The organism is Saliphagus infecundisoli (assembly GCF_020177375.1).
In the GTDB taxonomy this organism is placed as follows: Archaea; Halobacteriota; Halobacteria; order Halobacteriales; family Natrialbaceae; genus Saliphagus; species Saliphagus infecundisoli.
The window spans coordinates 24,151-49,889 of sequence record NZ_JAIWHV010000026.1 but is presented as its reverse complement, the minus strand read 5'-3'; the positions used below and the strand labels follow the sequence as shown (position 1 = coordinate 49,889).

General features: G+C 56.0%; 27 protein-coding genes and 2 pseudogenes. 17 read left to right on the top strand and 12 right to left on the bottom strand.

The window, feature by feature from the left end:
• Positions 1-309 precede the first annotated feature (309 nt).
• Positions 310-987, top strand: coding sequence for a PHP domain-containing protein (locus LCF40_RS18915; RefSeq protein ID WP_224829742.1), 678 nt, complete (start codon positions 310-312; stop codon positions 985-987).
• Entirely contained in the window at positions 984-1,961 is a 978-nt protein-coding gene (locus LCF40_RS18910; RefSeq protein WP_224829741.1) for a lysylphosphatidylglycerol synthase transmembrane domain-containing protein, read from the top strand. The genes LCF40_RS18915 and LCF40_RS18910 overlap by 4 nt, the downstream gene beginning before the upstream one ends.
• A 126-nt stretch (positions 1,962-2,087) precedes the next feature.
• Here LCF40_RS18910 and LCF40_RS18905 read toward each other — a convergent pair whose 3' ends face one another.
• Entirely contained in the window at positions 2,088-3,347 is a 1,260-nt protein-coding gene (locus LCF40_RS18905) for an RNA-guided endonuclease InsQ/TnpB family protein (protein ID WP_224829740.1), read from the bottom strand.
• A 226-nt stretch (positions 3,348-3,573) separates the two neighbouring features.
• Here LCF40_RS18905 and LCF40_RS18900 point away from each other — a divergent pair, with 226 nt between their 5' ends.
• Complete coding sequence (locus LCF40_RS18900; protein WP_224829739.1) at positions 3,574-5,076, top strand: glycosyltransferase family 39 protein; 1,503 nt, start codon at positions 3,574-3,576, stop codon at positions 5,074-5,076.
• A 131-nt stretch (positions 5,077-5,207) separates the two neighbouring features.
• Here LCF40_RS18900 and LCF40_RS23330 read toward each other — a convergent pair whose 3' ends face one another.
• The gene (locus LCF40_RS23330) at positions 5,208-5,420 is read right to left on the bottom strand and encodes an SDR family oxidoreductase (RefSeq protein ID WP_380682796.1); all 213 of its coding nucleotides are present in this window, start codon (positions 5,418-5,420) and stop codon (positions 5,208-5,210) included.
• A 254-nt stretch (positions 5,421-5,674) separates the two neighbouring features.
• Here LCF40_RS23330 and LCF40_RS18890 point away from each other — a divergent pair, with 254 nt between their 5' ends.
• Complete coding sequence (locus LCF40_RS18890) at positions 5,675-6,829, top strand: enolase C-terminal domain-like protein (RefSeq protein WP_224829738.1); 1,155 nt, start codon at positions 5,675-5,677, stop codon at positions 6,827-6,829.
• Positions 6,830-6,998: 169 nt separating this feature from the next.
• Here the strand turns inward: LCF40_RS18890 and LCF40_RS18885 are convergent, their stop codons facing one another.
• Together LCF40_RS18885 and LCF40_RS18880 are read right to left on the bottom strand one after the other, a co-directional pair.
• On the bottom strand, positions 6,999-7,907 hold the full coding sequence (locus LCF40_RS18885) for a dihydrodipicolinate synthase family protein (RefSeq protein ID WP_224829737.1): 909 nt from the start codon (positions 7,905-7,907) through the stop codon (positions 6,999-7,001).
• A 98-nt stretch (positions 7,908-8,005) separates the two neighbouring features.
• Positions 8,006-9,451: an MATE family efflux transporter gene (locus tag LCF40_RS18880; protein WP_224829745.1), complete on the bottom strand. Its 1,446-nt coding sequence runs from the start codon at positions 9,449-9,451 to the stop codon at positions 8,006-8,008.
• Between the two features lie 927 nt (positions 9,452-10,378).
• Here LCF40_RS18880 and LCF40_RS18875 point away from each other — a divergent pair.
• Positions 10,379-10,564 (top strand): annotated as a pseudogene (locus LCF40_RS18875) (pyridoxamine 5'-phosphate oxidase family protein); the annotation flags it as partial.
• Between the two features lie 527 nt (positions 10,565-11,091).
• Here the strand turns inward: LCF40_RS18875 and LCF40_RS18870 are convergent.
• Positions 11,092-11,604: an SWIM zinc finger family protein gene (locus LCF40_RS18870; RefSeq protein ID WP_224829736.1), complete on the bottom strand. Its 513-nt coding sequence runs from the start codon at positions 11,602-11,604 to the stop codon at positions 11,092-11,094.
• A 116-nt stretch (positions 11,605-11,720) separates the two neighbouring features.
• On the opposite strand from LCF40_RS18870, the gene LCF40_RS18865 reads away from it, so the two are divergent.
• The gene (locus LCF40_RS18865) at positions 11,721-11,984 is read left to right on the top strand and encodes a type II toxin-antitoxin system VapC family toxin (RefSeq protein WP_343230312.1); all 264 of its coding nucleotides are present in this window, start codon (positions 11,721-11,723) and stop codon (positions 11,982-11,984) included.
• 128 nt (positions 11,985-12,112) lie between these two features.
• On the opposite strand, the gene LCF40_RS23840 is transcribed toward LCF40_RS18865, so the two are convergent.
• The gene (locus LCF40_RS23840) at positions 12,113-13,015 is read right to left on the bottom strand and encodes a DUF7351 domain-containing protein (RefSeq protein ID WP_425504261.1); all 903 of its coding nucleotides are present in this window, start codon (positions 13,013-13,015) and stop codon (positions 12,113-12,115) included.
• Between the two features lie 128 nt (positions 13,016-13,143).
• Between LCF40_RS23840 and LCF40_RS18850 the strand changes: the two genes are divergently transcribed.
• The 5 genes from LCF40_RS18850 (at position 13,144) to LCF40_RS18830 (ending at position 16,509) form a co-directional block, all read left to right on the top strand.
• Positions 13,144-13,812 (top strand): HAD family hydrolase, encoded by a 669-nt coding sequence (locus tag LCF40_RS18850; RefSeq protein WP_224829732.1) that lies wholly within the window; start codon positions 13,144-13,146, stop codon positions 13,810-13,812.
• Positions 13,772-14,419: a GNAT family N-acetyltransferase gene (locus LCF40_RS18845; protein ID WP_224829731.1), complete on the top strand. Its 648-nt coding sequence runs from the start codon at positions 13,772-13,774 to the stop codon at positions 14,417-14,419. The genes LCF40_RS18850 and LCF40_RS18845 overlap by 41 nt, the downstream gene beginning before the upstream one ends.
• Positions 14,416-15,012, top strand: coding sequence for a GNAT family N-acetyltransferase (locus LCF40_RS18840; RefSeq protein WP_224829730.1), 597 nt, complete (start codon positions 14,416-14,418; stop codon positions 15,010-15,012). Before LCF40_RS18845 ends, LCF40_RS18840 begins: the two co-directional genes overlap by 4 nt.
• Positions 15,013-15,073: 61 nt before the next feature.
• Positions 15,074-16,105, top strand: a complete 1,032-nt coding sequence (locus tag LCF40_RS18835) for an NAD(P)H-dependent flavin oxidoreductase (protein ID WP_224829729.1) — start codon at positions 15,074-15,076, stop codon at positions 16,103-16,105.
• The gene (locus LCF40_RS18830; RefSeq protein WP_224829728.1) at positions 16,102-16,509 is read left to right on the top strand and encodes a RidA family protein; all 408 of its coding nucleotides are present in this window, start codon (positions 16,102-16,104) and stop codon (positions 16,507-16,509) included. The genes LCF40_RS18835 and LCF40_RS18830 overlap by 4 nt, the downstream gene beginning before the upstream one ends.
• 410 nt (positions 16,510-16,919) lie before the next feature.
• On the opposite strand, the gene LCF40_RS23835 is transcribed toward LCF40_RS18830, so the two are convergent.
• Positions 16,920-17,834, bottom strand: coding sequence for a winged helix-turn-helix domain-containing protein (locus tag LCF40_RS23835; protein ID WP_425504262.1), 915 nt, complete (start codon positions 17,832-17,834; stop codon positions 16,920-16,922).
• A gap of 131 nt (positions 17,835-17,965) precedes the next feature.
• Here LCF40_RS23835 and LCF40_RS18820 point away from each other — a divergent pair, with 131 nt between their 5' ends.
• Genes LCF40_RS18820 through LCF40_RS18810 form a run of 3 tightly spaced genes read left to right on the top strand, consistent with a single transcriptional unit; the run spans position 17,966 to position 20,087 of the window.
• Positions 17,966-18,592, top strand: a complete 627-nt coding sequence (locus LCF40_RS18820) for a GNAT family N-acetyltransferase (RefSeq protein ID WP_224829726.1) — start codon at positions 17,966-17,968, stop codon at positions 18,590-18,592.
• Positions 18,568-19,401, top strand: a complete 834-nt coding sequence (locus tag LCF40_RS18815; RefSeq protein WP_224829725.1) for an inositol monophosphatase family protein — start codon at positions 18,568-18,570, stop codon at positions 19,399-19,401. The genes LCF40_RS18820 and LCF40_RS18815 overlap by 25 nt, the downstream gene beginning before the upstream one ends.
• A complete protein-coding gene (locus LCF40_RS18810) occupies positions 19,398-20,087 on the top strand; it encodes an HAD family hydrolase (protein WP_224829724.1) in 690 nt (229 codons plus the stop codon). The genes LCF40_RS18815 and LCF40_RS18810 overlap by 4 nt, the downstream gene beginning before the upstream one ends.
• A 271-nt stretch (positions 20,088-20,358) precedes the next feature.
• Here LCF40_RS18810 and LCF40_RS18805 read toward each other — a convergent pair whose 3' ends face one another.
• Entirely contained in the window at positions 20,359-21,108 is a 750-nt protein-coding gene (locus LCF40_RS18805) for an SDR family NAD(P)-dependent oxidoreductase (protein WP_224829723.1), read from the bottom strand.
• 119 nt (positions 21,109-21,227) lie between these two features.
• Here LCF40_RS18805 and LCF40_RS18800 point away from each other — a divergent pair, with 119 nt between their 5' ends.
• Both LCF40_RS18800 and LCF40_RS18795 read left to right on the top strand, forming a co-directional pair.
• Complete coding sequence (locus LCF40_RS18800; protein ID WP_224829722.1) at positions 21,228-21,500, top strand: WNWW family protein; 273 nt, start codon at positions 21,228-21,230, stop codon at positions 21,498-21,500.
• 218 nt (positions 21,501-21,718) lie between these two features.
• Positions 21,719-22,177, top strand: coding sequence for a hypothetical protein (locus LCF40_RS18795; protein ID WP_224829721.1), 459 nt, complete (start codon positions 21,719-21,721; stop codon positions 22,175-22,177).
• A 146-nt stretch (positions 22,178-22,323) separates the two neighbouring features.
• Here LCF40_RS18795 and LCF40_RS18790 read toward each other — a convergent pair whose 3' ends face one another.
• Positions 22,324-23,376 carry an NAD(P)-dependent alcohol dehydrogenase gene (locus LCF40_RS18790; RefSeq protein ID WP_224829744.1) on the bottom strand — a complete coding sequence of 351 codons (1,053 nt, stop codon included), beginning with the start codon at positions 23,374-23,376 and terminating at the stop codon, positions 22,324-22,326.
• Positions 23,377-23,623: 247 nt separating this feature from the next.
• Between LCF40_RS18790 and LCF40_RS18785 the strand changes: the two genes are divergently transcribed.
• Positions 23,624-23,881, top strand: a complete 258-nt coding sequence (locus LCF40_RS18785) for a hypothetical protein (RefSeq protein ID WP_224829746.1) — start codon at positions 23,624-23,626, stop codon at positions 23,879-23,881.
• On the opposite strand, the gene LCF40_RS23480 is transcribed toward LCF40_RS18785, so the two are convergent.
• From LCF40_RS23480 to LCF40_RS18770, 3 genes and pseudogenes are all read right to left on the bottom strand, one after another.
• Positions 23,829-23,963, bottom strand: coding sequence for a hypothetical protein (locus LCF40_RS23480; RefSeq protein WP_224829720.1), 135 nt, complete (start codon positions 23,961-23,963; stop codon positions 23,829-23,831). The genes LCF40_RS18785 and LCF40_RS23480 overlap by 53 nt on opposite strands.
• 20 nt (positions 23,964-23,983) lie before the next feature.
• Entirely contained in the window at positions 23,984-25,258 is a 1,275-nt protein-coding gene (locus tag LCF40_RS18775) for an IS4 family transposase (protein WP_224829743.1), read from the bottom strand.
• 116 nt (positions 25,259-25,374) lie between these two features.
• Positions 25,375-25,602: pseudogene (locus LCF40_RS18770) on the bottom strand (tRNA-specific adenosine deaminase); the annotation flags it as partial.
• Positions 25,603-25,739 lie beyond the last annotated feature (137 nt).

The following is a 25,739-nucleotide window of genomic DNA, read 5'->3' as shown; positions in this document are numbered from 1 at the left end:
TACGGATCGCGGAATCTATCGATTCCGGCGATCCGCCAATCCCCAGCGCCACAGTTGGTTCACCATTGAGAGACCACTCATGAGACTGCTACGAAATCGGTCTGACGGAAGGTCGCTATCCAACTACCCATTTTCTTATTCATACCTCTCAGATGGGCTGTGATCCAAAGTTCCTCTTCAGTGACCCTCCGTTTCTCGCTAATCTCGCGATCTGGGGGCTCCTTGCTATCGCGGTCCTTTATCAAGTTCCGGTCCATTTCATCGAGATGATCACGTGACCGCTCTGTTTCGTTCCACGCCGGGATCACCATGATACGCCGATTCGATCTTCAAGTCCACACGAACGCTTCGCCTTGCTCGAGTACGCCACCCGAACGAGTCGTCGCTGCGGCGGTCGATGCCGGACTCGACGGAATCGCCATCACCGATCACGACACGGTGGCTAACGTCAAGGCCGTTCGAGAGGCTGCACCGGACGCCCTCGATGTAATCTCTGCAGTTGAAGTAACGACGACCGAAGGCCATCTCCTCGCGCTTGATATTGCGGAACCACCACCGCAGGCTGACCCATTGACGGTGGTTGATCATGTCCATGATCAGGGTGGCGCAGCTGTCCTTTCACACCCGTTCGACTCGCTGCGACAGTACTATCAGACGGATCTCAAAGCCCTAGCCGATGCCATCGATGGGGTAGAGACAGTCAATTCCCGGTGCATCCGTCGACGATTCAACGAACGCGCGGCGGCGTTTGCAACCGCCTACGACCTGCCGGCCACCGGCGGGAGCGACGCTCACTTCCCGATAGAAGTCGGGCGCGCGTACACCACGATCGAAGGCGACGGATCAATTGTGAACGCCGTGCGCGATGGACGTACACGACCAGAAGGACGTGGGCGGTACCTCTCGGGCCACGTTGCGACGAAACTCCATCAGTTCCGTACTGCTTCCAGTCACATCACGAATCTCGCGTCGGGGCGGTTCCCATGACGGCGAATGATAACGCTGTTGCCAGTCGGGGTCGAGAGATTATTCACAATCATGGACTCTGGCTGACGGCACTGCTCTCGGTCATTGTCTTTCTCGGGCTCGCCGCCTACACGGATCTGTCCGACGTGAAGAGCGCCCTTGCCGCCCTGAATCCAGAGACGTTTGGAGTTGTTCTCGGTCTGACAACAGTCGGTTACGGGTTTCGATTCGCTAAATGGCACTACTATCTTCGGTATCTTGACGTGACCGTCCCAATCGGTGCGAGTATGATTACCTTCTTCAGCGGCTTGATGATGGTCATCACGCCGGGAAAGGCCGGCGAGGTGTGGAAGGCTTGGTTCCTCCGGGACAAGCGAGGCGTTCCCGCAAGCAAGACAACCTCGGTCGTCGGTGCCGAACGCATCACGGACCTTATTGCACTCAGCGCAATGGCTGCACTCGGATTGGTCGTCTACAGCCGCTCGTCCCTTCCGATTCTCGTCATTCTCAGCATAATTGCGGCTGGGATCGGTCTGCTCCAGTGGCGACGCGGGTGTCTGGCGATCTTCCGACGGCTCGAATCAGCACCGATCATTGGCGAGTATGCGACCGAGCTAGAGCAGTTCTACGAGAATGCGTATCGCCTCTTCCAGTTTCGGCCATTGGCCGTCTCAACGCTATTCAGTCTCATGGCATGGGGATTCGAGGGTGTTGCGCTCTGGATAGTACTCGAAAGTTTCGGCGTTGAGGCCACCGTCGTGATCGGTTTGTTCGTCTTTGGCCTCGGATCGGTTATCGGTGCGGTGTCGATGCTTCCAGGAGGGCTTGCGGCGACCGAAGCATCAATGGTCGGCGTGCTTGTTACGTTCGGCTATCCCGAAGCCATCGCGGCGGCTGCAACAATTATTATTCGCGTGGGAACGCTATGGTATGCCGCAGTGCTCGGCACAGCGGTGTTCCTTACGTATAAGGCCACTCGATCAACGAAAAACTAAGCGAGGGAAGAGGTATGATTTCGTCTTGAGGGATCCTGTCGGCCCGAGCACGGAAGGGTGGAGTAGCTTACTCATTGACATCCTCCACGCCGTAAACGACGTGGAATCCCGACCGCCGTTGGGATATTACGGTTTACAGTCCACGACCTGTTCTCGCGGGGCGAAACGGCCCTCGCTCCAATCGAACAGATGGACTGAAGGCTGTGCCAACCAGCCGTTACTCCTATCCTGTGAAGGACTTGGAGTTACTTTTCGCCGAATGTTCTCCGCACCGTTCACGTCCGCGTTCGCCACCGTATCGCACTCCCCACAGACATACAACCCGCGCTCGACGCGCTGGTCGCCGTTTTTCGTCCCACAGGCGGAACACGTCTTTGAGGTATCGCGTTCGGACTCCACCGTCACGTCGATCCCCTCGACTTCCGCCTTGTAGTCGAGTATCGACGTGAAGCGGTCGAACGCCCACCCGTGAAGATCGAGGTTGCCGTGTTTGCCCCAATTGCGGGAGTCCCCGTTCTCGTCGTCTCGGATACCACCGAGGTCTCCTATGACGATCGTTCCGACACCTCTCTCGACGCACTCCGCAACGATGTGTTTTGAGAGCGTATGGAGGAAGTGCGTTCGACGTTCGGTACGCTTCCGATCCAGCCGAAGCCGCTCGTTCGATCGGCTATCGGCACATTTTGCCTTCTTTCGTCCGAAGTAGTATTCGTCCTCTTTCAGTGCGTTGCCGGGGAAGAGGATCGACTCACCGCCGAACGAAAGCGCGGCGACGTTCGAGATATCGAGGTCAATCCCGGCAGTCTCCTCACCGGGTGGTTCGGGATCAATCGACTTCCGGCAGACGAAGTGAAGCCGCCACTCATCGTACTTGTGGACGGCCCGGACCTGTTGAATGTCCCACTCGGAGAGGTCTACGTCGGGACGTAGCCCGTACTCGCACAGCACGAAGTCCGAGCGATGGTCCTTCAGGTTTCGTCCTTTCGAGAGGCGAACGCGGGTGAACTGTGCATCATGCTTGAAGCCAGCCGCTTTGAACGACACGGTAGAACGTGGGTGCGAATCGCCGCGTTTGCGGTACCCGGGCGGTCGGGCACGGCTCTCGCCGTTCCGACGCTTTCCGAACCAACCGTTGAACGCTTCAGCGAGTTCTTCGAGAACGCGCTGACTGGATTGAGAGTGAAGATCCGTATAGCGTTCGTGGCCTTTGAGCTCGGATTTGAGTTCCCCGTCATCGGGGATCTCGCCCGTCTCGTCCCACTGTTCGTGTGCGTAGTAGCGACCGACGTTCCAGAGTTTCGATGCAGCCCATCCAAGTTGACCGAGGTCGTCACTTACCTGCTGTGGGTTAGCGATCGACGCCTCGAATGTTCGGTGGATCCGCATCGATTTCTGGCTCCATAACTGGTTATGGACAACGAGAACATAATATCACCGATCCAGTATAGAATATCCGGCCACGCAATAGGCGGTGGATTGTTGCATCAATTGACGGCGCGTATCCACGCCCTGAAGGGCGTGGTATTGCGCCTGTTCAGTGTATAATCCGTGAGGCGCCCTCAAGGGCAAGCGATATGTATAGAGGAGTTTTGAACCACAGTTATTCTAACCCATGGTATTTGAGGCAGAGAGGAAACGTTTCTCGAGAGAAGACCTTGCTCAATTACTCGGAGTCTGTATAATCGGAGCGGCACTTCGGGTATACGATGTAACAGGCGAGCCGATCTGGCTTGATGAAGCATCCACGATCGAGCTTGTTGCTACTAGGTCTCTCTGGGAGATTGCAGTAGACCTCCCACAAAGCGACCCCCATCCACCACTCTACTATCTGTTCTTTGACCTCTGGATTTCAGCGTTCGGGACATCGGTAGCTGCAGTTCGGTCGCTGTCAGTACTGTTTTCTATCGGAACCTTGCCGATCGTGTATCTCCTCGGTCGTCGGCTCTTCAGCCATCGGACAGGCCTTATCGCAGTTGCTCTTCTCGCCGTCTCTCGATTCCATATTATCCACGCTCACGAAGCTCGGATGTATGCCCAACTTGCCTTCTTTGGCGCACTCTCGTTGTACTTTTTTCTCGTCTTCTCGCGTGAACAGGATAATTTGACACTCGCAGGGTATGCTGTGACGACTGCGCTGATGTGTTTTACACACGTGTATGGCCTTTTCGTTCTCGCTGCTCAGGGAATCTTTTGGACTGTAGCATTTCTTTTCCCTAATCGAACGGAGTTCTATCCAGGCTTTCGACGATGGGTAACTGCTCACGCAACCGTTGCGGTGCTGATCAGTCCCTGGATCGCGCTCTTGATACTCCGAATATTCGAGGGTTCTGCGACAACCTGGCTTACTCCTCCAGATCTTTCTCGTATATCTCGGACCTTCCGTTGGTTCATTTCCGAGCAAGGTGAGAGTTCGGGGAGGACTCTTCTCTACGTCTTTGGCAGCCTGGGTCTGTTATCTACCATACGTATAGATTGGGACCGTGACAATCTCTTGGATCGGGTATCGCTACGGTGGAGCGAGTTCGATCGGCTACTGCTCCTCTGTCTCTTAATCGGCGTTACAATCGGCGTTGCATTCGTTCTCTCTCATATATCCACTCCAATATATTACGAGAGATATATGACCGCTGCCTCTATTGGGCTCTTCATAATAGTCGCTCGAGGTATTGATAACCTCGTTGACCTCTCATGGCTCCCTGCTCTTCTCTCACTTCTCCTGGCTATGAGCCTCTTCTCAGTTCCTCTCTACGGGTATTATACGAACGACGTTCGCGAGTACTGGGATACATTGACGACTGACCTTGACGGTGAGCGAACAGGCGATGATCTCGTAGTCGTCATCGACAAATACATTATCAAACCGATGAACTACTACCGAGGCATCGAACCGGCTGATCTCAAGTCAAGTCCTGAGGGCTATCAGGCGATGCAGGCCAGTACGCCGCCTGATGAGATCATCGCACAAACAGAGGGGTATGACCGCATTTTCCTTGTGGTCGATAACACCGGCCGAGAAGATGAAAAAACGTTCGTTGAGACGCTTAGAGAAGATCGGACGCTTACTGATCAGTACAACTATAATGGACCGAGAGTCTATGTTTTCGAAGCTGATTGAATCTGCCATAGCATGTCATAGAATTCGTCTCACACCCTCTACTCGGCGATTATACGGCTTCCACATCGTGCCTGATTCCGTTGATCTCGGTAGTTGGGGGTTTCATTCAAATTATTCTCTTCGAACGGTAGCTATTGAGAACCATTGTATGACACGCTCACGTGCCAATTCTCTTCTGAGATCTCTTCGGTCGCTTCGAAAGTTCCCCCGATACCGGCGTTGTTGAACGCAATATCTAGTCCACCATATTCTGATGTTGCGGTCTCAACCAGTTCCTCAACGTCGTCGTCACTTGTGACGTCCGTCTTGAACGTTCCTACGTAGGAACCCCCAGCGCGAGGAATCCTCGTCCTTCAGGATGGGGAGGATGTCAATCGGCAGGAACTCCGCTTTTGATTGGTTCATGCTGTAAATTGGCCGTCATCGTCATCGTTGCGTATTCAGACGACACTGAACCGCTTCGTATCCAGCGATCGCGTTCGCTCGTACGGATCCTTTGCGCCCGCAGACTTAAGTCGGAGACTGCGAATCCCGATAGCGTGAATTATCGATTTCTGAACGTCGGCTCGTTCCACGAAGAAGAGTCGAGGGCGCCCCAATGAGAATTACGGAGGTGGAGGTCATCCCCTTCACACTCGAGCGCGAAGAATTCGAGGGTGGCGGGTCGACGACCACGGCGACTACGACCCAAACGCTGACGCGGATCGGCACGGAAGAAGGCGTCGACGGGTACTGCCTCGGTGGTGGCGTCCACGGTGATCGCGACGGGCTCTCCCCAACACAGCGGAAACGGGTAGAGCAAATCGTCGAGTCCCGACTCGTTGGCGAGAACCCGTTCGACCGCGAGAAATTCTGGCGATGGATGTGGGGGTTCAACCGTGACGAGACCACACTCAGCGTGATCGACATCGCACTGTGGGACCTACAGGGCCGCGCTCTCGACACCCCTGTCCACAAGCTGGCCGGCGGCTGCCGGGAGCGGGTCAGAGCCTACGCGAGTACGTTTCCCAATATGGGGTCACCCTCCGATTACGCCGACCACGCGGAAGCGTGCCAGCAGCAGGGATACACCGCGTACAAGATCCACCCGTACTATGGATGGGATCCCAAGACTGGGAGGTCCGCTCCTAGCCGGCCCTCTCACGTCGAACACGACCTCGAAGCCTGCCGGCGAGTCAATGAACGGGTCGGCGACGAAATGGATCTCCTCTATGACCCGTGGGGGACGTACGGGAGTTATGAGGAGGCATTGCAGGTCGGTCGAGAACTACAGGAGATGGGGTTCGCCTGGTACGAACACCCAATGAACGAGTACCAGGTCAGTTCTTACGAAAAACTCTCCGATGAACTCGACATCCCGATCCTCGCACCAGAGATTGCCGACGGAAGCATCTTCACCCGGGCCGATTGGATCACACGGGAAGCAGCCGACAGGGTCCGGATAGACGCGTTACGCGGCGGGATTACCGGCTGTCTCAAGATGGCCGCGATTTGTGAAGCGTACAACGTGCGATGTGAAATCCATATGAGTGGGTTCGCCAACCTCCAGGTTCTGGCGGCAACGAGTGCTGACACGTGTACGTATTACGAGCGGGGACTTCTCGCACCCACGATAGACTACGAAACCCCGCCGCCGTACTTAGAGGCGATACCGGACCCCCTTGATGACGACGGCTACGTGCATGTTCCACAGGAGTCTGGAATAGGATACGAACTTGATATGGAGTACATCAACGCCCACAGGACAGACTAGGGCCCTCACGAGACTGGAGCTCGGCCCGCTCGACTTTCAATCTACTCTCCGCGTTTTGGAGATAGTGCACTGGTAGATCAGAGCGATAATGATGAATATTTTGACAGAGGGTGCTGCGTCAACATCATCTGACCACGTTCTCAGTTGATCGTCGATTGGGTGGCTTAAGCTACGCCTCTAGCGACTTGAGTCGCTCATGCAGACGCGCGTACTGTTCCCGGAAAAGCGATTCGACGTGGTCATCAGGCTCGCTAGTCGGTTCGCGCACGTAGGCCCCCTCCTCAGAGATGAAACCGCGCTCGGCCTGAATCCACTTATCAAAGTGAACGAACGACTCGCCGCCGACGAACTGGTTCAATACAGGCAGCAGAGCGTTATGGACGTCGATTGCCGCTTCGCGGTCACCAGCTTCGTATCGGTCTTGAATAGAGACATATATCTCGTGCATCCCTCCGCTGGGGACGACACCAATCGCACCCCGATCGAGGGCCTCAATATACTTCTGTCCTGCCGACCCGACTAACACATCTACCTCTGCGTCGGTCGCTTCAAGTAATGCAGTGATGTACGGTCCCGGCGGCTGTGATTCGATTTTGTAGTACTCGATCGTGGGTACTTCGTCGCTCAGCCGTGCGAACGTCTCTGGACTGATCGAAACTCCCACGTTTTGGGGTGCGTACTGGACCATCACCGGTAACGACGTCGCAGAGCCTACTCGCTGGAGATGCTCCAATAGCGCTTCCTCATCCGGGTCTGCCATGTGGGGTGGCAGCACCATCAGCCCTTTTACTCCCGCATCGGCGAACCACTTGGCCCACTTGACGGCCGTGATCGTCGCTTGGTCGGTGATCGACGCGTATATCGGAATCCCGTGTTCCTCACCGCTCTCAACGGAGACACGCGTGAGTTCGCGGCGCTCTTCCTCGGACAGTTTGTAGAATTCCGTCCCGAATCCAAAAAGAATGATGCCATCACAGCCCCCCTCAGCTAACGCGGCGACCTGGGTACGGACGCTGTCGTACTCGATGTTTCCAGACTTGGTAAATGGGGCGGAGAGGATTGGAAGGACGCCTTTCATCGTATTTCGGACTCACAGTGAGTGAGCTTGTACTTCAATATTCGGATGCCCACTATCATGAAGAAGGGAGTCGGAGCGGCTCGGACCAGGAGACGCTGTTAATCGTCGGCGGGGGTTGTCTCGGGCCGGTAGCTCTCGCTGATTGCCTTCCATTTGCCGGTCCGAAATCGAAGGTAGTTGATCGCCGCGGGGACGGTCGTTTCTGCGAGGAACGCGAGGTAGAGCCCCCAGTAGCCCAGGTCGGTCGTCGCGCCGAGATAGGCAAGGGGAATCGAGCCACCGAACATCCCAATGAACTGGCTGACGAACGGAACTCGCGTGTCACCGCTTGCATCAAGGGGGCCAGCCGCTGCGCCTGCAACACCCTGAAAGATAACCGCGACGCAGGCCGCGTAGACGAGACTGACCGCGATCGGGACCTCGGGACTAGTCGGATCGTCAGCGAATAAGCCGACGATCTCGGGTGCGAGAGCAGCGACGATCAAGGCTGAGATGAGATATGTCGCGACCGCAAACCGAATGATTTCCCTGCCGTAGGCCTCCGCGACTGCATCCTCGTTAGCGCCGAGATGCTGACCAACAAGGCTTGAGGCTGCGAGGCCAAAACCCCAGCCGGGTGTATTCATTAGTCCCCAGATGCGCCGCGCGATGACGAACGCTGCGACGGTAGTCTCACCGAAGATGTCGAGAATCCCAAGCATTGGGAACTCGGCAGCGATCCACACGAGGTTGCGTGCGCCGACCGGTGCCCCGATCTCAACCAAGTCCCTTAGTGTAGCGGAGTCAACGTAGCTCCCGAACGGATCGATCCGAACCGGGAAGTCGCCGATCCCGGGAAACCGCCCTCGCGAGAGTCCGGCGGCGAAGGCGGCCGTTACGACAACGTTCGAGAGGACTGTTCCCAACGCGGCACCAGCGACTCCCCAGCCGAATCCGAAGATGAACACGGCGTTCAAGACGATGTTTGAGACAGCGCCACCGGCTCGGAGCTGCATCGCGGTGTAGGCGTCGTCAGCACCGATCAGGACGCGCCCACCCATGATGTTCAACCCGGCGAAGGGAACCGCAAGCGCGACGATCCCCAGATACCGCGCTCCTAATTCGATTGCGCGCTCGTTGCTACTCAACAGCGAGATCAACTCGTGGGGATAGAGCCAAAAGATCGCAGTTACCGGGAGGCTGATGAGCACGACGAGCAGCGCGCTCGATCTGACCGCCAGCCCGAGTTCCTCGCGGGCATCGGCACCATACCGTTGAGAGACTAAAGCGATTGTCCCGCCGGCGACGCCACCGCCAACGACAAACGCAAGCCCGTAGAACGGGCCCGCAAAACCCACACCTGCAACCGCCGACGTGCCGACGGCGACGCCGACCATCGCGACGTCGATTGCGCTCTTTGACATCCGGGCAAGTCCGGTAACAATCCGTGGCCAGGCGAGGTCGGTTGTTCGAACCGCGCGCTCACGGTCAATCAGATCGAGACGGGCGAGCCCGAAACCGATCGCGAGGATTACGAGTCGAAGCGGGTTTGGATAACGTGACACTACGTACTCTCTTCGCTCGGCTACCCCCGCGAAAGGCTCTTCGCGACCCGGCAAGAGCCACCGGGTCACCATGGATGAGCGTTCCAGCGTCGGATTCGTCTCGTCTTCGTGAACTCAGAACTCACCAATACATCGTCCTATAGGGAACCAGCTTTTCTTCAGGGGCTCACCTCCGAGACTAATGGCATTGTGAGAGAAACGGACGGGGTGCAGGATCCGCCCGTCTCGAGGTGCCTCTGACAGGCAGCACGACCAGTGTATGGCTGATCAGCGACGGCCGTGCGAGTGGCTATCAGGGCCCGGAAGTGCATAAGTAGATAGGTGCCGGAGACACTCGCGGCGAAGTGACAGGCCGGGCGGACGAAGGATCCGCCCGGGTCGAGTCCATGCAGGGTCGGTTCCCCAATCCCATGGTAGATGGTTACCCTGCACCTCGGGAACACACGAGGTGACAATAAATAACCGCAGTGAGCCCGAGACGGACCTTCGGAGATTGTGGACCTTTTGAAGTCCCTGTTAATGAGATGCGGACGTGACCGCAGGCAGCCGCCGCTGGCGTTCTGACCTTGTGCAACAATCGGTCGATTTTCAAAAAATTGAGGTTTTCATTGAAAATGTGATCTGCACTACCCCTACAAATGTTGAAACCTCAATGTGGACAATCGGTCCGTCCGGCGTGTCTCATTAGTGGCTGAAAACCCCAAAAAGTGTTGCACAAGGTTCGTGGACGTCTGCGAGGCACCGGGCGGAGATGCAAAGCGCCGAATTTAGAGGAGATTAGGTAGATCTTGTTGGACGTGATCGATCACCTCTCCGAGGTGGTTGCGAACGCGGGGCATACTTCTCAGCGCAGGTCTTGTGTATGGGGGTATGGCATCGATTCCGGACGACTTCCAGGATTTATTTGAGAAGTAGACGTTTGCTCACGTGACGACCATCCTCTCCGACGAGGCACTGCACTCGACAGCCGTGTGGATTGATTACGACGCGGAGGCGGACCAGTTGTTGATCAATACTGAGCGCAAGCGCCGAAAGACGAAAAACGCCCGAAACGAACCCCGTATTGCGGTCAGTATGACTGATCTAGATAATCCCTATCGGATGCTTTCAATCATCTGTGCCCTCCAGTGGCCGTTCCAGTTGTCGATTCGGGAAGCCGGAGTGTAAGAAGGATTACGACGGCGAGTACCGCAGCTAACAGGATGTAGCCTTCATCGAAGTTCCAGTCATCTTAGAAATAAAATCCTCGCCCAAAGATCAACGATCCACTTCGTCCTCGTCATGAGGTTCGTCACACGCCACATTGCATCGCAGGGTCATCGGTGCTCTTGAAACCCGTCGTGAGCGAAACGGGCGGGGTACAGGGTCCGCCCGTCTCGATATGCCACAGACAGGCAGCACGACCGATGTATGGCTGAGAGGCGACGGTCGTGCAAGTGTGTATCAGGGCCCGAGGGACAATACGGGAATGGGTATGGTGAGATGCACGAAGCGCGCAGAGTGGCCGGGCGGGCGGCACGAGATCCCACCCCGACCGAATCGATGCAGGGCAGACCCCCAATCCATGATCACCGCGAACCCTGCAACATGATAGCACACATTGAGAAGATAAATAACCGTAGTGAGTCCACAATTGACTCTCAGTGATTGTGACCGGTTTCGGCTCCTGAGAACGGGGTTGGATGCGACTGCCGGCTGGCGTCGGCTTCGCTTGCCTTGTGCAACATCTTTCTGAGTGGATGGCCGAATATTGCACAAGGTAAAGACACGGCCGAACCCTCACCCGTTCCGCCTTTAATCTCGAGGACTGCCCCTTCGTCGCTGGCGACGACGAGCTCCCCACCGTCGGTGGCGACGCGATCCTGGGAGCCGTCCACGGTCGCCGCCTCGAGAACGGGCTTGCGGATCGCGACGGCAACGTGGTGTTTGCAGGCGCCATCCTGGTAGGTGTTGGAGGGACACTCACATGTAGTGGGAACGCCGTTCTCGATGTTCACGCGGTAGGTGTGCTCGTGTTTTTCGTCGTCGCCGTAGCTCCCGTTCGTCACCCGGAGCAAGCTGGGTGCTTCGAGATCGAGCTCGAAGGCTTCGTACTGGGCGCGTTTGGCGGTCGGTGCGTCACCGTCAAGGTCCGCTAGTGCGTTGGTCGTCATGGCTGTTGGTTTCCACAAGACAGCCCCGCTCGGGTGCTACAACACCCGGGCATTCCTCCGATCAGAATGCCCCACGGAGCGGGTCTGTCTCTACCTGTTAGTACGTACTCGACGAGATCGTGTCCCTACTCCTCTCACACGCCGGGACTCGAGTCGCTCACGATGTCGTCGATCGACTACTCGAAACCGACAGGTTCCGCGTGCTCAACGTCGAGCCGTCGCTCGCCGAACGGGCGGTCGAACAGTTTCACCAATACGACGACCAAGCGATCTCCCTCACCGACCACGTGATCGGTCTGCAGGCACGGGATTACAGGATCGAGCATATCCTCACTTACGGGTTTCAGACACTCGGATTCACCGCGCTTCCTCGGGAGTGACCGCCATGTATCCAGAAATTTCCCGTCTAATACTCGTCTCAGCTTTATTCAGCTGCTGGTCAATGGAATCCGTTATTTATCCTCAGTGGGGGGTGGAGACGCCAAGGGAGAGCGGTTCGTGTAGAATATCAGTGATTAATACGATCGGTCGGGACATACCGTGTTTTGACTACTTCTCCGGTCGTGTCCAGCGAAAGGTCGAGTACCTCATCCCCACAGGGGACGAAAACTCGGCCTCGAAGTGGATTCTGGGAAGTGACTTCAATATAGTCATCATCGAAACAAAAGCTGAGCTGCCATCTCGGTACCGATCGAATATCGGTACCATGGTCGTGAAACAAAGATACAACAGCTGGATGGCCAAGCACGGCCTCACCGAGGCTTGCGCGAGGATGAAACTCACAGCGGTTGCACTCGTATCTCACATGCAGTGGATGTCCAAAATACTCATCCGAGCCAGAGACGAGAGCAGCACTCATCTGACTCCCACATGCAGGGCACATTCCCTGTTGGGCCAGAGACAGTTCGTGACGTCCCCAGACGTCACCGGCCACAGCAAGATCGGTCTCATCCCAATTCGGCAGACCGCCAGGTGGAAAGGCATATTCGTCCCAGAGCTGCTCACAGTCCGGGCAGAAGACGTTGGTCATACCGTCTACGTAGCGAAACCGGAGCTGAGACCGACAGTCAGGACATGTCCCATCAATTGATTCGCTCTCCAACTTGGAGCGGTCGGTAAACGTACCAGCATGGATGGCACGGATAACGTTGAGGCCGGCTTGTTGGAGAGTGTATCCCTCATTGTCAGCTGCCGGCTCGATGAAGTGGCCAGTGAGTTGGTCTCGATGGTAGTTCAGACGGCCATTATCGTCGATTCTGACCTCCTCACGAAGTGTGGAGAAGGTGGCAGTATGATCAGGGGCTGTCCAGAGTGCCCAGAGGATTTCGATCCGAATTTCGTGACCGAGCAACTGGAAAGCTGACTGTGGTGTAAGTCGGTCGTTTCTCTCGTTCTCAATCGATGAACCCATCAGTTGGGAAACCTGCCGTGACAGATCGCCTAAAGCTTTTCTTCGACAAACCTCATGAGACAAGTCGACCAACCAATAGAAATTGAGTTCTCAGAATCCCTATGCCATCGGCCTGCGCAGTAGGGCGTATGTCGATCCACGCGGTGATGTTTGATATGGATGGAGTTCTTGTTGACTCCGAACGGCACTGGGCGCCGCTCGAAAACGAGCACATCCTTCCACGAACAACGGCCTCAGGTGAGGTCACTGCGAGTGAAATATCAGGATTAAACGTTGCTGATCTGTATGCATATCTGATCGAAGAGTATGAAACTACAATAGACAAACGCGAGTTCGTTGCATTGTACGACGAGGTGGCTGAGGACCTCTATTCCGAACGAGCTACTCTAGTGGATGGTTTCGACGATCTGGTAGAGATGCTACGCGAACGCGAAGTGAAAATCTCGCTCGTTACTTCATCACCGAGGCGGTGGGTCCAACTCGTCCTCGATCGCTTCGGTCTCGACGGGGTTTTTGACACGATCGTTTGCGCCGACGATATCGACGGAGCAAGCAAGCCTGCACCCGATATTTACGAGTATGCGGCCGATACACTCACTGTTGCTCCCCAACGATGCATCGCAATTGAGGACTCATCTCATGGCGTCCAAGCGGCTCGATCAGCGGGAATGTACTGTCTCGGGTATCGGACCGAAGCGAACCACGGGCAAGATCTAACAAACGCGGATCAGGTTGCGGCTGGAGCAACGGAACTCCATGATCAGCTCCATGCATTGTTTTCAAGCGATCAATCGTGAGGAGTGCATGATGCTATTTTCACCCCAAATTGGGACTGATCGGCTCGAACTCGAACGGCTTTGCCATGAAAATATCGATTCGAGAACCCTCTATGCCATCGAAACGGATGAGAAGCGGACTGTAGGTGTCTACGAACATATACCACAGTCACCCTATTCGACTCTCAAAGACGCGCAGGATGCACTTGATCGGCTAGAAACGCGTTGGGAGGACGGTGAAGGCGCGCAGTATATCGTCCGTCTGGAGTCATCCAGCGATGAGACTGGAGAAGTCATCGGAATCGCGGATTTGTACTGCGAGTGGGAGCGTCGCACCGGCTATCTGGGATTCATCTTCTATCGACCGTTCTGGGGGCGTGGTTATGCCGGCGAGTGTGCTGAGGCACTTCTTCCGCTCGCGTTCGGCCGTCTCGATCTTGAACTCATCGCATTACACCATCAAGATGGTAACGACCGATCTCGGCGTGCTGTTGAACGGATCGTCGATCGCTTCGGTGGCCAGCACGACTGTCTTCTCAGAAATTGGACCCCGATTGACGATTACATTGCAGATGAGCAGCGGTATACGATTAGTTGCGACCAGTATCAGGAGGCAACTGACGAATGAGTCTGTTCCCACCAACGATCGAGACCGAACGACTCGTGTTCAAACGATTGTCTTCGGATACTGTCGATCTACAGAAACTCTTTCATATCTGTTCGGCTGATCCAGCGATTAACCAGATCACGCGCTATATGCCGTGGGACCCCCATCAGACGCTCCACGAAACACAGGAGTTCGTTGAATGGTGTGAATCTGGGTGGGACAACTGTGACCAAGCAGCCTACGTGATTCGCCCTGCAGACGGCGAGGATGGTGCCGGGCAGATAGCTGGCATTACGCGCCTTGAATGTGAATGGGAGCGGCAATCTGCCATGTTCGAACTCTGGCTGCGAAAACGATTCTGGGGTCGAGGCTATTCGAGCGAACGCGCAGCCGTTCTCATGGGCCTCGCGTTCGAACGGCTTGACCTTGACCTCATCCACGTCAATCACGAAGACGGGAACGAACGCTCGAAAATGGCGATTAGGAAGTATGTCAAGGCACATGGAGGACAGTACGACGGGTTGTTGAAAAATTGGGGGCCAAGAGACAGGAAAGTAGTTGATGCACACCGCTATACCGTCACTCAGAGACAATATCGCGAGGCAACCACATGACCAATATGGATAGTAACCGGGGGAGAATCGCTTTTCAGGTCTCAGATTCGATGAATTACGAATGAGTGTTCTTGAGACCACTCTCTGTTCGCAACTAAGCATTGAATCCCCGATCGTCCAAGCGCCGATTGGAAGCGTGACGTGTCCGGAACTGGCTGCGGCCGTCTCGAACGCTGGTGGGTTGGGTATGCTGGCCGTAACGTGGCGCGATATAGACGAAACACGAGCCGTTGTCCGGGAAACAAGAAATCGAACTGACGAACCCTTCGGCGTAAATCTCGTACTCGATCCAGAGACAGCAGAAATACCGACGGAAGAACACCTGAACGTGTGTTTAGATGCAGGCGTACCGATTGTCTCGCTTTCGTTCGGCGCTGCGAAACCATATGTTGAGCGTATTCATGAAGCCGAAGCGACGGTCATGCAGTCAGTCGGGAGCGCCGCTGCGGCGCGCGCCGCCGTGGATGCTGGCGTCGACGTAATCGTCGCACAGGGCTGGGAAGCAGGTGGACACATCCAAAGCGAGGTGGCCACGTTGCCGCTGGTGCCGCGAGTCGTCGACGCCGTACCGGAGACACCGGTTATCGCTGCTGGCGAGATCGCCGACGGACGTGGGATTGCAGCAGTACTTACATTAGGTGCTGCCGGAGCGTGGCTGGGTACACGATTCGTCGCTACCAACGAAGCTGCGGCCCACGAGCAGTACAAACAACGAATCACGGAGGCTACTGAGACGGAGACAGCACACACTGAACTGTTCGACAAAGGCTGGCCAGGGACACCCCACCGGACGTTACGAAATAGCACCATTGCACAGTGGGAACAGGCCGAACGGCCACCCCCGGGCCAGCGCCCGAACGAAACCGAAAAGATCGCCGAATCGGCTTCGGGAAAGCCTCTCGAACGATATGGAGACGACCCACCGCTACCCGATACACAAGGAAACGTCGAGGCGATGGCGCTCTATACGGGCCAGAGTGCTGGATTGGTGAACGGACTCCCTGCTGCCGATACCGTGGTCAATGGACTCACTGCCGAGGCGATCAACGCGATAGAAACAATGGCGGAGACGGCACCAGGAAGTCAATCATGAACCGTCAGATCGTTTCGACCGGAACAGAGTGGGAATCGCGCGTCGGATATTCACGTGCCGTCCGTCTCGGCTCCCACGTTCACGTCTCAGGGACGACTGCGACTAACGAGGAAGGTGAGTTCACTGGCGATGACGACCCCTATGAGCAGGCCGTACAGGCCCTTGCTAACATAGAAAACGCATTGCATCGCATGAATGCCACGATGAATGACGTCGTCCGAACTCGGATGTACGTCACAAACGTCGACAACTGGGAAGAAGTCCGTCGTGCCCATGGGGAGATGTTCGGCGATATTCCTCCCACAACAAGCATGGTTGAGGTCACCCGACTCATCGAACCGGAGATGCTCGTTGAGATCGAAGCTGAAGCACTCATTGTTGCACAGGGAACGGATTCCGCCTGAGCGTGGTTCTTCGTCTAATTGTGGAGAGGAGTAGATTTGCCGTATCTCATGGCGATAGATGTATGACGCCGTAATTATCATCCAGCGATCTGAGTAGCGGGTACGTTAACTGAATTGCCCGGTTTTCAGCGTGATCTGTTGATCATCCTCAGCAGGATGGAGACGCCGAGTGGAAGCGATCTCATGGAAGAAATCGAGAACACACAGAATCAGTCAGTTCCTTCGGACAGCTCTACTCGAACTTGGGCGATTTTGTCGAAGCAGGCTACATTGAGAAGGACGAAGTCGACGGCCGAACAAATTCCTACGCGATCACCGATCAGGGATGTGTTAAGCTCCAGGATTGCCACAAGCGGAAATGGAAACTCCTCGAACCGTAATTGACTGACAACGCCGAATGGTCCACTCGGTTACGAGCCGGATTCGTTAGGCTGACTCGATGTGGGAACAGGATGGAGTCGCTTGATGGTGAGATCTGAATCAACTTCTACCGAGAGGTATAAATCGTCCATCTCTATCTCGAGTTCAACGACGAGTGGATCGGTTCGTTGAATCTCCGAGCTACCGAAGGTACACCACTCTAACTCCCAGAAAGGGATCCTCGAAATCTTTTCCTGTGAGTCCGACAGTGCAGACTGGATTCTAGGTCTGGTTGATAGTAAGAGTCCTACTGGCGCACGAATTCCAGCAGGACATTCCGAACATGTACCGACTGCCGGAACGCTGTCCGAATCTGTCGCTGCTGATGGCCGTATTTCGAACGTAATCGAGTGTGCGCAAAATGGGCAAATACCCTCGTCTGCAAGGTCGAAATACGTCCACGTTCGCTGTGCAAACGCGTCCTTGAACTCTTCAATTGAATAAGCGGTCGCCGCCGCGGGAGGGAAATCGAAGTTCGTCAGTTGACGATCGCAATTGAGACACCGAACGATGGCCTCGCCGTCTCGATATCCAAGTTCGACGGAGTCGGATCCGCATACCCCGCACTGAGAATCGATTCGTTGAAACGATCGTTTCGCTCCGTCTCGGAGAGAGCTTGTCGCGAGAAGGTTCGCTGCTCGCTTTCCGGACTGCGTAAGTTCGTATCCCTCGTCGGATTTGTGAACGTACTCCGCAACCAACTGCCGAAGGTGATAGTTGAGCTTCCCACGATCAGCCACCGAGACTTCCTGGAATACCTCCGAATAACTGAGGGGCGTCTCGCTAGAAGCGAGGGTCTGCAGGATTTCTAAACGTGTAGTGTTCGCAAGCCGACTGAACGTATCCCCTCGCTCGGTCTCATCGCAAGGGGTGTCACCATTCGAATTGGACCCCTGTCGAACCATATCGGTGGTCGATGAGAGGATCATAGTATAGTGTATCGGAAGGAAGAATCTGATTGTTTCACGGCTGACGAGAAATCAATTTCTCCAAATAGATTTGTTGACCCTCGGTCGACTCTACGGCAAGACCATAGATGCCAGGCCATGTCTTTCTGGAAGGGGCGAAGGTCGCACTTCGCCCCATCGAGCGAACCGACCCCGATCTCGAAGTACTCGGTCGCGTTAGAAACAATCCTTCGCTCCGCCGCAAGTTGGGATTTGAGGCGCCGTGGTCGAAGTCCAGGATTGAGGAGTTCGTCGACTCGGTCATACCTGACGACTCGAGCATCAATCTCTTCCTCTGTCCAGTAGAGGACCGGGAGTTACCCCGTGGGGACCAGAGGGACCCATCTTCAGTCACCCAACAATCTGGCCAGAGTAACACCGAAGATGTGGGCACTATCGCGGGAGCAATCAATTTATTCGACATTAACGGTACCTCTGGAACGGTTAGTTACTGGCTCTTTGAAGAACACAGAGGACACGGACTAGCGACCGAATCGATGTCGCTACTGCTCGACTACGCCTTCGACGAACGTCGCCTTCACAGGGTCGAAGCGGAAGTCTTCGAGGGGAATGAATCATCACGAACCCTTCTTTCCCGTCTCGGGTTCGTCCACGAAGGAACGTCACGCGACGCCCGATTCACAGAGGGAGCGTTCAGAGACGCTCACCAGTACGGGTTGTTGGCCCCCGAATGGACCAACCGGGAGCGAGCATGATCTCGGAGGGGAAGGGGGCCCCGCCCATCGGCGACGACGAGTTGGAATCTCTCGAATCGATCGCCGTCGAAGCGTGTCTAACCGGGGGAGGCCGCCTCTCTCGTCTCTTTGGAACTGATACCGGAGAGACCTACCTATCACATGACGTCAAATCGGGCGCCGATCGTGCGTCGGAGGCAGCGGTGCTCGACATCGTTCGGGAGGCGTTTCCAGAGCACGAGATATACGCCGAAGAGTCGGGCGTTCATGGGGGTCGGTCGGAGATCGAGTGGATCGTCGACCCGCTCGACGGGACGAACAACTTCGTTGCCGGGCTTCCGACGTTCACGACGGCGATAACGGTCCTCGCTCGGGGACGCCCAGTGATCGGCGTCGTCTACGTTCCGCCGTTGGATGACCTCTACGTGGCTGTTGCAGGCAACGGTATCCAGTACGAAGGGGTGCCAGTGGAGGCAAGCGGACGACCACGCACACCGGAGACTGCCACGGTCGTCTCCGTGATCGGCCATGACGTAAAACGAATCCCCGAACGGCTCGAGAGAGCGGACTCGCTCGCCCGAGCGGTCGAATCCCGATGCAAACGCCGGGTCGAAAGCTGGTGCCCGACGCTTCACTGGGCGTTGCTCTCCCGGGGGACCCTCGACGGCATCTACTGCTATCGACCTGATCGCGAAGAACAACACCTCGGAGAGCTCTTTGCGGCCGAAGGCGAATTACTGACCGCGGAACGACCGGACGTATTCGTCGCGGCAACGACGCCCGAATTGCGAAACAGCCTCCTCGAAATCGTCTCGGAGGACCGGCAATGACGGTACCGTCGTCGCGATCTCGGTACGACACGGTGATCTTCGACCTGGATCGGACCCTCGTCGAACACGACCAGGACGGCGCCGATCTGTTCGCTGATGCATGCGCTACGGTAGGCGTCGAACCCTTCTGTGAACCGGAGCTGCTGGAGCTCGCAGGGGATATCGTTCGGGACGAGAGCCTGACCGCCCGGGAATACGAGCAACGTGTATTCGAGACCGTAGCAGCCGCTACCGGAGCCGAAGTGAACGCAAGCGAACTGGTCCAGGCATACAACGAAGCATTGGACAATCAAGCCGTGTCCCTCCGGTCGGGGGCCCAGACGGCCCTCGACGCAGTCAGAAATCATTCGACCGCGATCGTAACGAACGGTCCAGCAGAGACGCACGTCGACAAAATATCGGCGACCGGGCTTGCCGCCTCCGTCGATACGATCGTGTACGGAACGGACGTCGCCCAGGTCAAACCCGCTCGAGAACCGTTCGAACTCGCCCTCGATAGACTTGAATCAAATACAGACGCGGTTCTGAAAGTCGGTGACTCCCTCCACAAAGACGTCAAAGGAGGAATTGAACTGGGAATCGATACGGCGTGGATCCCCGACGAGCGCCATCGGGAAGCGACCGGAATCGAGCCGACGTATACGCTGTCCTCACTGGCTGAACTCCCCGAAATACTTTCTGATTGAATTTTTCTCAAGAAGAATGGATATCATGATTACGATACAATATGACAGGAACACTCACTTTTAAACATGCTATCCATGCGTTATCAAACACCAGACATACCGTTCACGTATTCGCTCAAGAACAGGAAGTAGTCGGCGACCTCCTCTCTGCCTATCGCATTCCTCACGAATTGCTGTGTGAGGAGCCGAACAGTTTGTTCGGATTAGGATGGGCGCAGCTTAACTATGAAACGACACTACTCAAGCGAGCAGGGTAGTTACGAGACAGTACTCAGTCGGTTACTCGACCGCCATCAACCGAGAGCGGGTGGCCCGTTACGAAGGAGGCTTCGTCCGAACACAGCCAGACGGCTGCATTTGCGATTTCTTCTGGCTCTCCCATTCGACTCATTGGAATGTCGGCGATCTCTGCCTCTCTCTGGTCATCTTCTAACCCCGCAGTCATCGGGGTCTCAATTGGCCCGGGACAGACCGCATTAATACGGATCCCATCGTCGGCATACTCCAGTGCCGCCGTTCGGGTGAGGCCAACCACACCATGCTTGCTCGCGACGTACCCCGCAGCCATTGGGAATCCCACAAGTCCCGCCTCTGAGGCAGTATTGACGATTGATCCGCCGCCGTTATCGGCCATTGCGGGGATTTCGTGTTTCATCCCAAGCCAGATCCCTTTGGTATTCACGTCGAGCAAGGCATCCCAGTCCGATTCATCCAACTCGGTTAGTGGCCCCATCTCGGTGAGAATTCCCGCATTATTGTGGGCAGCGTCAAGGCTACCGTAGATTTCGACGGTCTCATCCACCATCGAAGCAACATCATCATCACTGGAAACGTCCGTTTGGATGAACGTTGCTTCTCCGTCGTCCTCTTCGATGAGGTCGACAGTCTCCTGGCCTTCTTCCTCAGCAACATCGGCAACGACTACGTTTGCCCCTTCAGCAGCGAACCGACGCGCTGATTCACGTCCGATCCCTCCGCTTGCCCCGGTCACGATCACGGTCTTGTTATCCATCGAATACATAGCAATAGAAAGTACCAGAGACCATCATAAATAATTATGGACCAGCTTCGCTGTGCAATAGATACGCGAAACCCAGTATTACCGTGAGACCCTTAGTAGGTGAGTCCCTCTGGGGCAACGTGGATACGAGCCGCCTCGAAGAGGAGTTCGGTGGGAGCGAGGCCGAACTCCGGATCGTCACTCGCCAGCTCCGCGATCTCCTCGATTCCGGCCAGTTGGCGGTCGATCGAGGTCACGAACTAACGGTTGACGAGGCAGTCGACCATCTCTCTGACGCCCCCGCCGACTCCACGCTGATCGAACGCTGGAATTGGTGGATGGGCGCGCTCGAGATCGCCTACGGTGGCTACGAGCAGTTCACGATCCGCTCCGTTGATGACCAGCCATTGTAAATTCCTATCGTCCCGTCTCCGAGGCGACAGGATACCGGACGAGAGAGTGGCTTACCAGCCCGAGCACCACTTCCTGGTCACTGAGCTAGCAAGACCAGCTTCGCACGGAGGGGATAAGAGTCCTCATCGGTGTTTTCTGAGTTGGAAAACACCGTCCATCCACTGTGCGAAGTTGACATGGCCAGCACCTCTTTTTATTCTCTCCCGTAGAGAGTCCCATGACCGAGATAGAGATCGACGAGTACGGCGACTACGGTCAGTTCGCTGAGGACTGGAAGGATGACGACGTCGCGACACAGCAGGTCTGGCAGCTCTTGGGCCAACTCGAGGATGACGAACTCTTAGTGCAACTCCCTGAGTGGCTTGCCGAACAGAAGGTCGGGTTCGTCGATGGCGCAACCCCGACAGCGTTCATCGGGCGGATCACTCGTGACACGGACGACGCCATCCAATTCAGTGATGCAGCGGCCGTTCCACCGCTGCTGAAGCTCGCCCATCGAATCCACCAACTCGAGGAAGGGATCGAGAACGCTGGCGATGATGACTCTCGTCGGGAGTGGCTCGAAGACCGGCTAGCGGACAACCGCGAACCGTTCGAGCAGCGGGAGGGTGTGGTTGGGCTTGCCGAGGAGTGGCTCCCGAAGAGTCAGATCGAGCGTGCAGTGCGACGTACGTGAAGTTCAGACCATTTGGTGATGAGCGACCGGTCCACAATGAGAACTCTGGTGTTCGGTGAATCCTGAATATGGATACAGTATCCAGATCCTGTATACATACCACGTAGCGCCTCGCGCCAGGTATCGACAATCAACAATGGGTGCCCCTACTCGAAATGGATGAGTGGTTTGATGATACCGTCCTCTTTTTCATCCATCATCCGGAACGCCTCTTCAATCTCATCAAACTCGAACTCGTGGGTCGTCATTTTCGTCGGGTCGAAACGATCGTTGGCCAGCATTTGTAGCAGCCGTTCGATCCGTAGTCGACCACCGGGACAGAGCTCAGTGACGATATCGATCTCAGCCATCCCGACACCCCACTCCTCTCGAGGGATATGCCGGAACTCCCCGTCCCCATGATACCCTACGTTAGAGACAGTGCCTCCCGGCTTCACAGCCTTGATGCAGTCTTGGAGAGTTCGATCAGTACCAAGAGCTTCGATAGCAGCATCTACCCCTTCACCATTCGTTCGATCTAATATTTCCTCGACTGGATCTGTTTCCTGGAAGTCGATAACGTGGTCTGCGCCATACTCTTGTGCCAGGTCCTGTCGCTTATCGACCGTTTCAACGGCAATGATCTCTCCTGCACCTTGGAGCGACGCCCCCTTTGTTGCCATTAATCCGACTGGGCCCTGAGCGAATATCGCAACGGTCCCTCCCATTGGAATATCGGCGTTCTCTGCTGCCGCAAATCCGGTCGTCATCATATCCGTCGTGTACAACGCCTCGTGATCGGTAACCCCATCAGGAATATGTGCGAGGTTACCATCCGCATCGTTCACGTGAACGGATTCGGCAAATGTTCCATCCTTCACGTTGGCGAACTTCCACCCACCTAACGCACCATTGGATTGGGACGGATGACCGTTCTGGGCGTTCTTGGAACTCCAGTCAGGTGTGATCGCGCCGACGGCGACTCGATCGCCGGCTGTAAAATCGGTAACCGAATCGCCGACCTCATCGACGACACCGACCACTTCGTGTCCGAGTGTAAGGTTTTCTCGCTCTCCGATTGCGCCATGAACTGTATGACAATCCGAGGTGCAGATCAGCCCTTGTGTCGGCTTGAGAATCGCGTCCATCGATCCGATCTCCGGCGATTCCTTTTCCGTAATCTCAGTCTCGCCGACACCTTTCATTACAAACGATTTCATCGACATAGGTTGACAACCACTACCACCACCTATATTCCTTTTTGCCAATCATCGAAAAGTCCGAAAGACTAGCTGTTGAATCGATGAATAAGCATGCCTGAGCGATCTCACCACTCTACAAGGCTGCGGTCTTCGTGCTGCTAATCCGGCGGCGACCAGCCAGTATCACCATCAGCATCCCGGAGTGTTTCCTCATCGAGATCAACGCCAAGGGCAAGCCCCCAGGGAGGTCCACGTAACTGTTGTCATGGTCGAGGAGGGACTCATCAGCGAGATATGTTGGAGTTTCTTCGCGGTGGAGAATCTGTTTTTGAATGACTGCGTTGTGCGCGACGGCATCGACGTGCAGCAAGGCCGTCTAGTTGTAGAACTCCTCGTGGATGCGTATTCCTTCGGTTTCGAGAACGGGGCCGTCAATCTCCGTGGTCCCCCCTTTGCGTCGGATTACGTCTCTACAGGAAATTCCGCTTGCTTCCTCCTGTACATCGGCAAGTGCCTCTCCTGAGACGGCTGTAGACGACCCGATTCAACCCAGCATAGTGAATCACAGTCGCACACATCTCGCATGGTTCGGTGCTGGTATACATCGTACAGCATCCGTCTTTAGTTAGCACTCACACCTCGGTTGTGTAGCGGTAGCGAGCGTCTCTTGGAGTATCGATCGTTCTTGGTGAATCTTCTGTGCGTCTTCGATCAGACGATCCAACAGCGGCGGTGGCGAATAGCCGAGGTGGTCGCCGAGTTCGTGGAGGATGAGCTGGGCGTGCGACCGGAAGGTCGCCGCCCAGCGTTCGGGCGGGAACACGATCTCGTCGTCAGCCTCCTCGGTGACCAGATCCAGCAGATCACGGCTTACCAGCAGTGACAGCAACGCCGCGTACAACAGAATCTCGACAACCGCCGGGTTGCTCGTGTCGAACTCATCAAGTTCGTACTGCGTCTTCAGCTCACGGAACAACAACTCCACCTCCCACCGACACCGGTACAGCGTTGCAAGATCAGCCGGCAGGAACTCCTCTCTGGGCAGATTCGTGATGTAGAGATGGTAGTCGTCGGCGTCCTCGTTGCGGACGCCGACGACGCGAAACCGCTTCGTATCCAGCGACCGCGTTCCGTCGTACGGCCCTCGCTTGAATTCCGCTTCGACCTCCACGTCGATGTACTCGCGGTGGAGATCGTCCACGATATCGTGGATCTGCTCGCCTTCCAGAGGGATGGCGCGGCCGCGCCATCCCCGTAACTCCGCCGTTATCACCGGGTTTGCGCTCTTTTTCAACCGACTCACGAAGTAGCCGTCGTTCTCATCGATCAACGCAAAGCGGCGGTACTTGAAGTACGCGAGGTCAAGGAGAACGAGTCGCTCCTGCAGCCACGAGCCTGTCTTGAACAACGTGCTGTCGTGCGTTTTTTCGTCGGTCACGTCGAGCCGTTCGATCGTCTGATCGGTGGCATTGTGGAGCAGGTGGAGCGTCGCTCCAGCCTGCTCCTCATGGCGGGCCTGGTACTCATCGGAGAGAAATTCGTGCAACCGCAGGATGGTTCCATCAGCGATCATCACGTCCCTGAATCGGTCGATATCAGCGTCGACAGCGTTGGGAACAGCGACCTCGTCGAGACCGCGCTCGACGAGGTCGCGGAGGTACTCCGCGAGCGAGGGCGTCAACCGCTGATAGAAACCACCAGGCGAGATCGGTTCGTCGGCTGTGGAGTTGTAGCTGCGTCGGAAGCCAGCGAGTGTTCGGCTCTCGCCTGCGGCGAAGCCGAACACGAGCGCCCAGACGAACGCTGGAATCTGGAGCCTGCGGTCGCGTTCGACCACGCCGAGTTCCTCGGCGTGCTCTTCGAGGAACTCGGAGGGAAACAGTGTAGTGAGCCGACGCATAAGCCGGGATGAGGAGGCGTCTTGGTGCACACTTGCCGCCTCCTCGTTCCTCTCGAAAAGTATCCTCGATAAGCCGTCGCTGTCACGCGGTTTGTCTCCTAACTAAAGACGGATGACATCGTACAGTTGGCGAGGTCGTCGGGATCGAGTTCGCGGGCTGCCCATCGTGCCAGTTTCAACTCAGGATGGGCGGTAATGTCGTTATCAGTCATCGTGGTGTTCTTCGACCGCCTGACGACGGTATCACCGACAACGAGCAACGATCCGAACGGAGTGTTCCCGTCAGAAGCCGCCTCGCGTGCCAGTCCGATCGCGTCACGAATATACTCCTCGTCCGTGTTCATACAGTTACTTTCTGTGTCAGCACTTAGTATTCAGTGCCGGTATCTGACGTAAATTTGAGCCCAGGCCTCGCCCTGGTACGGACCGTGTGCCTCAGATGGAGCGCCCATCGATGGTCAGCGTCACCACGCGCCCACTG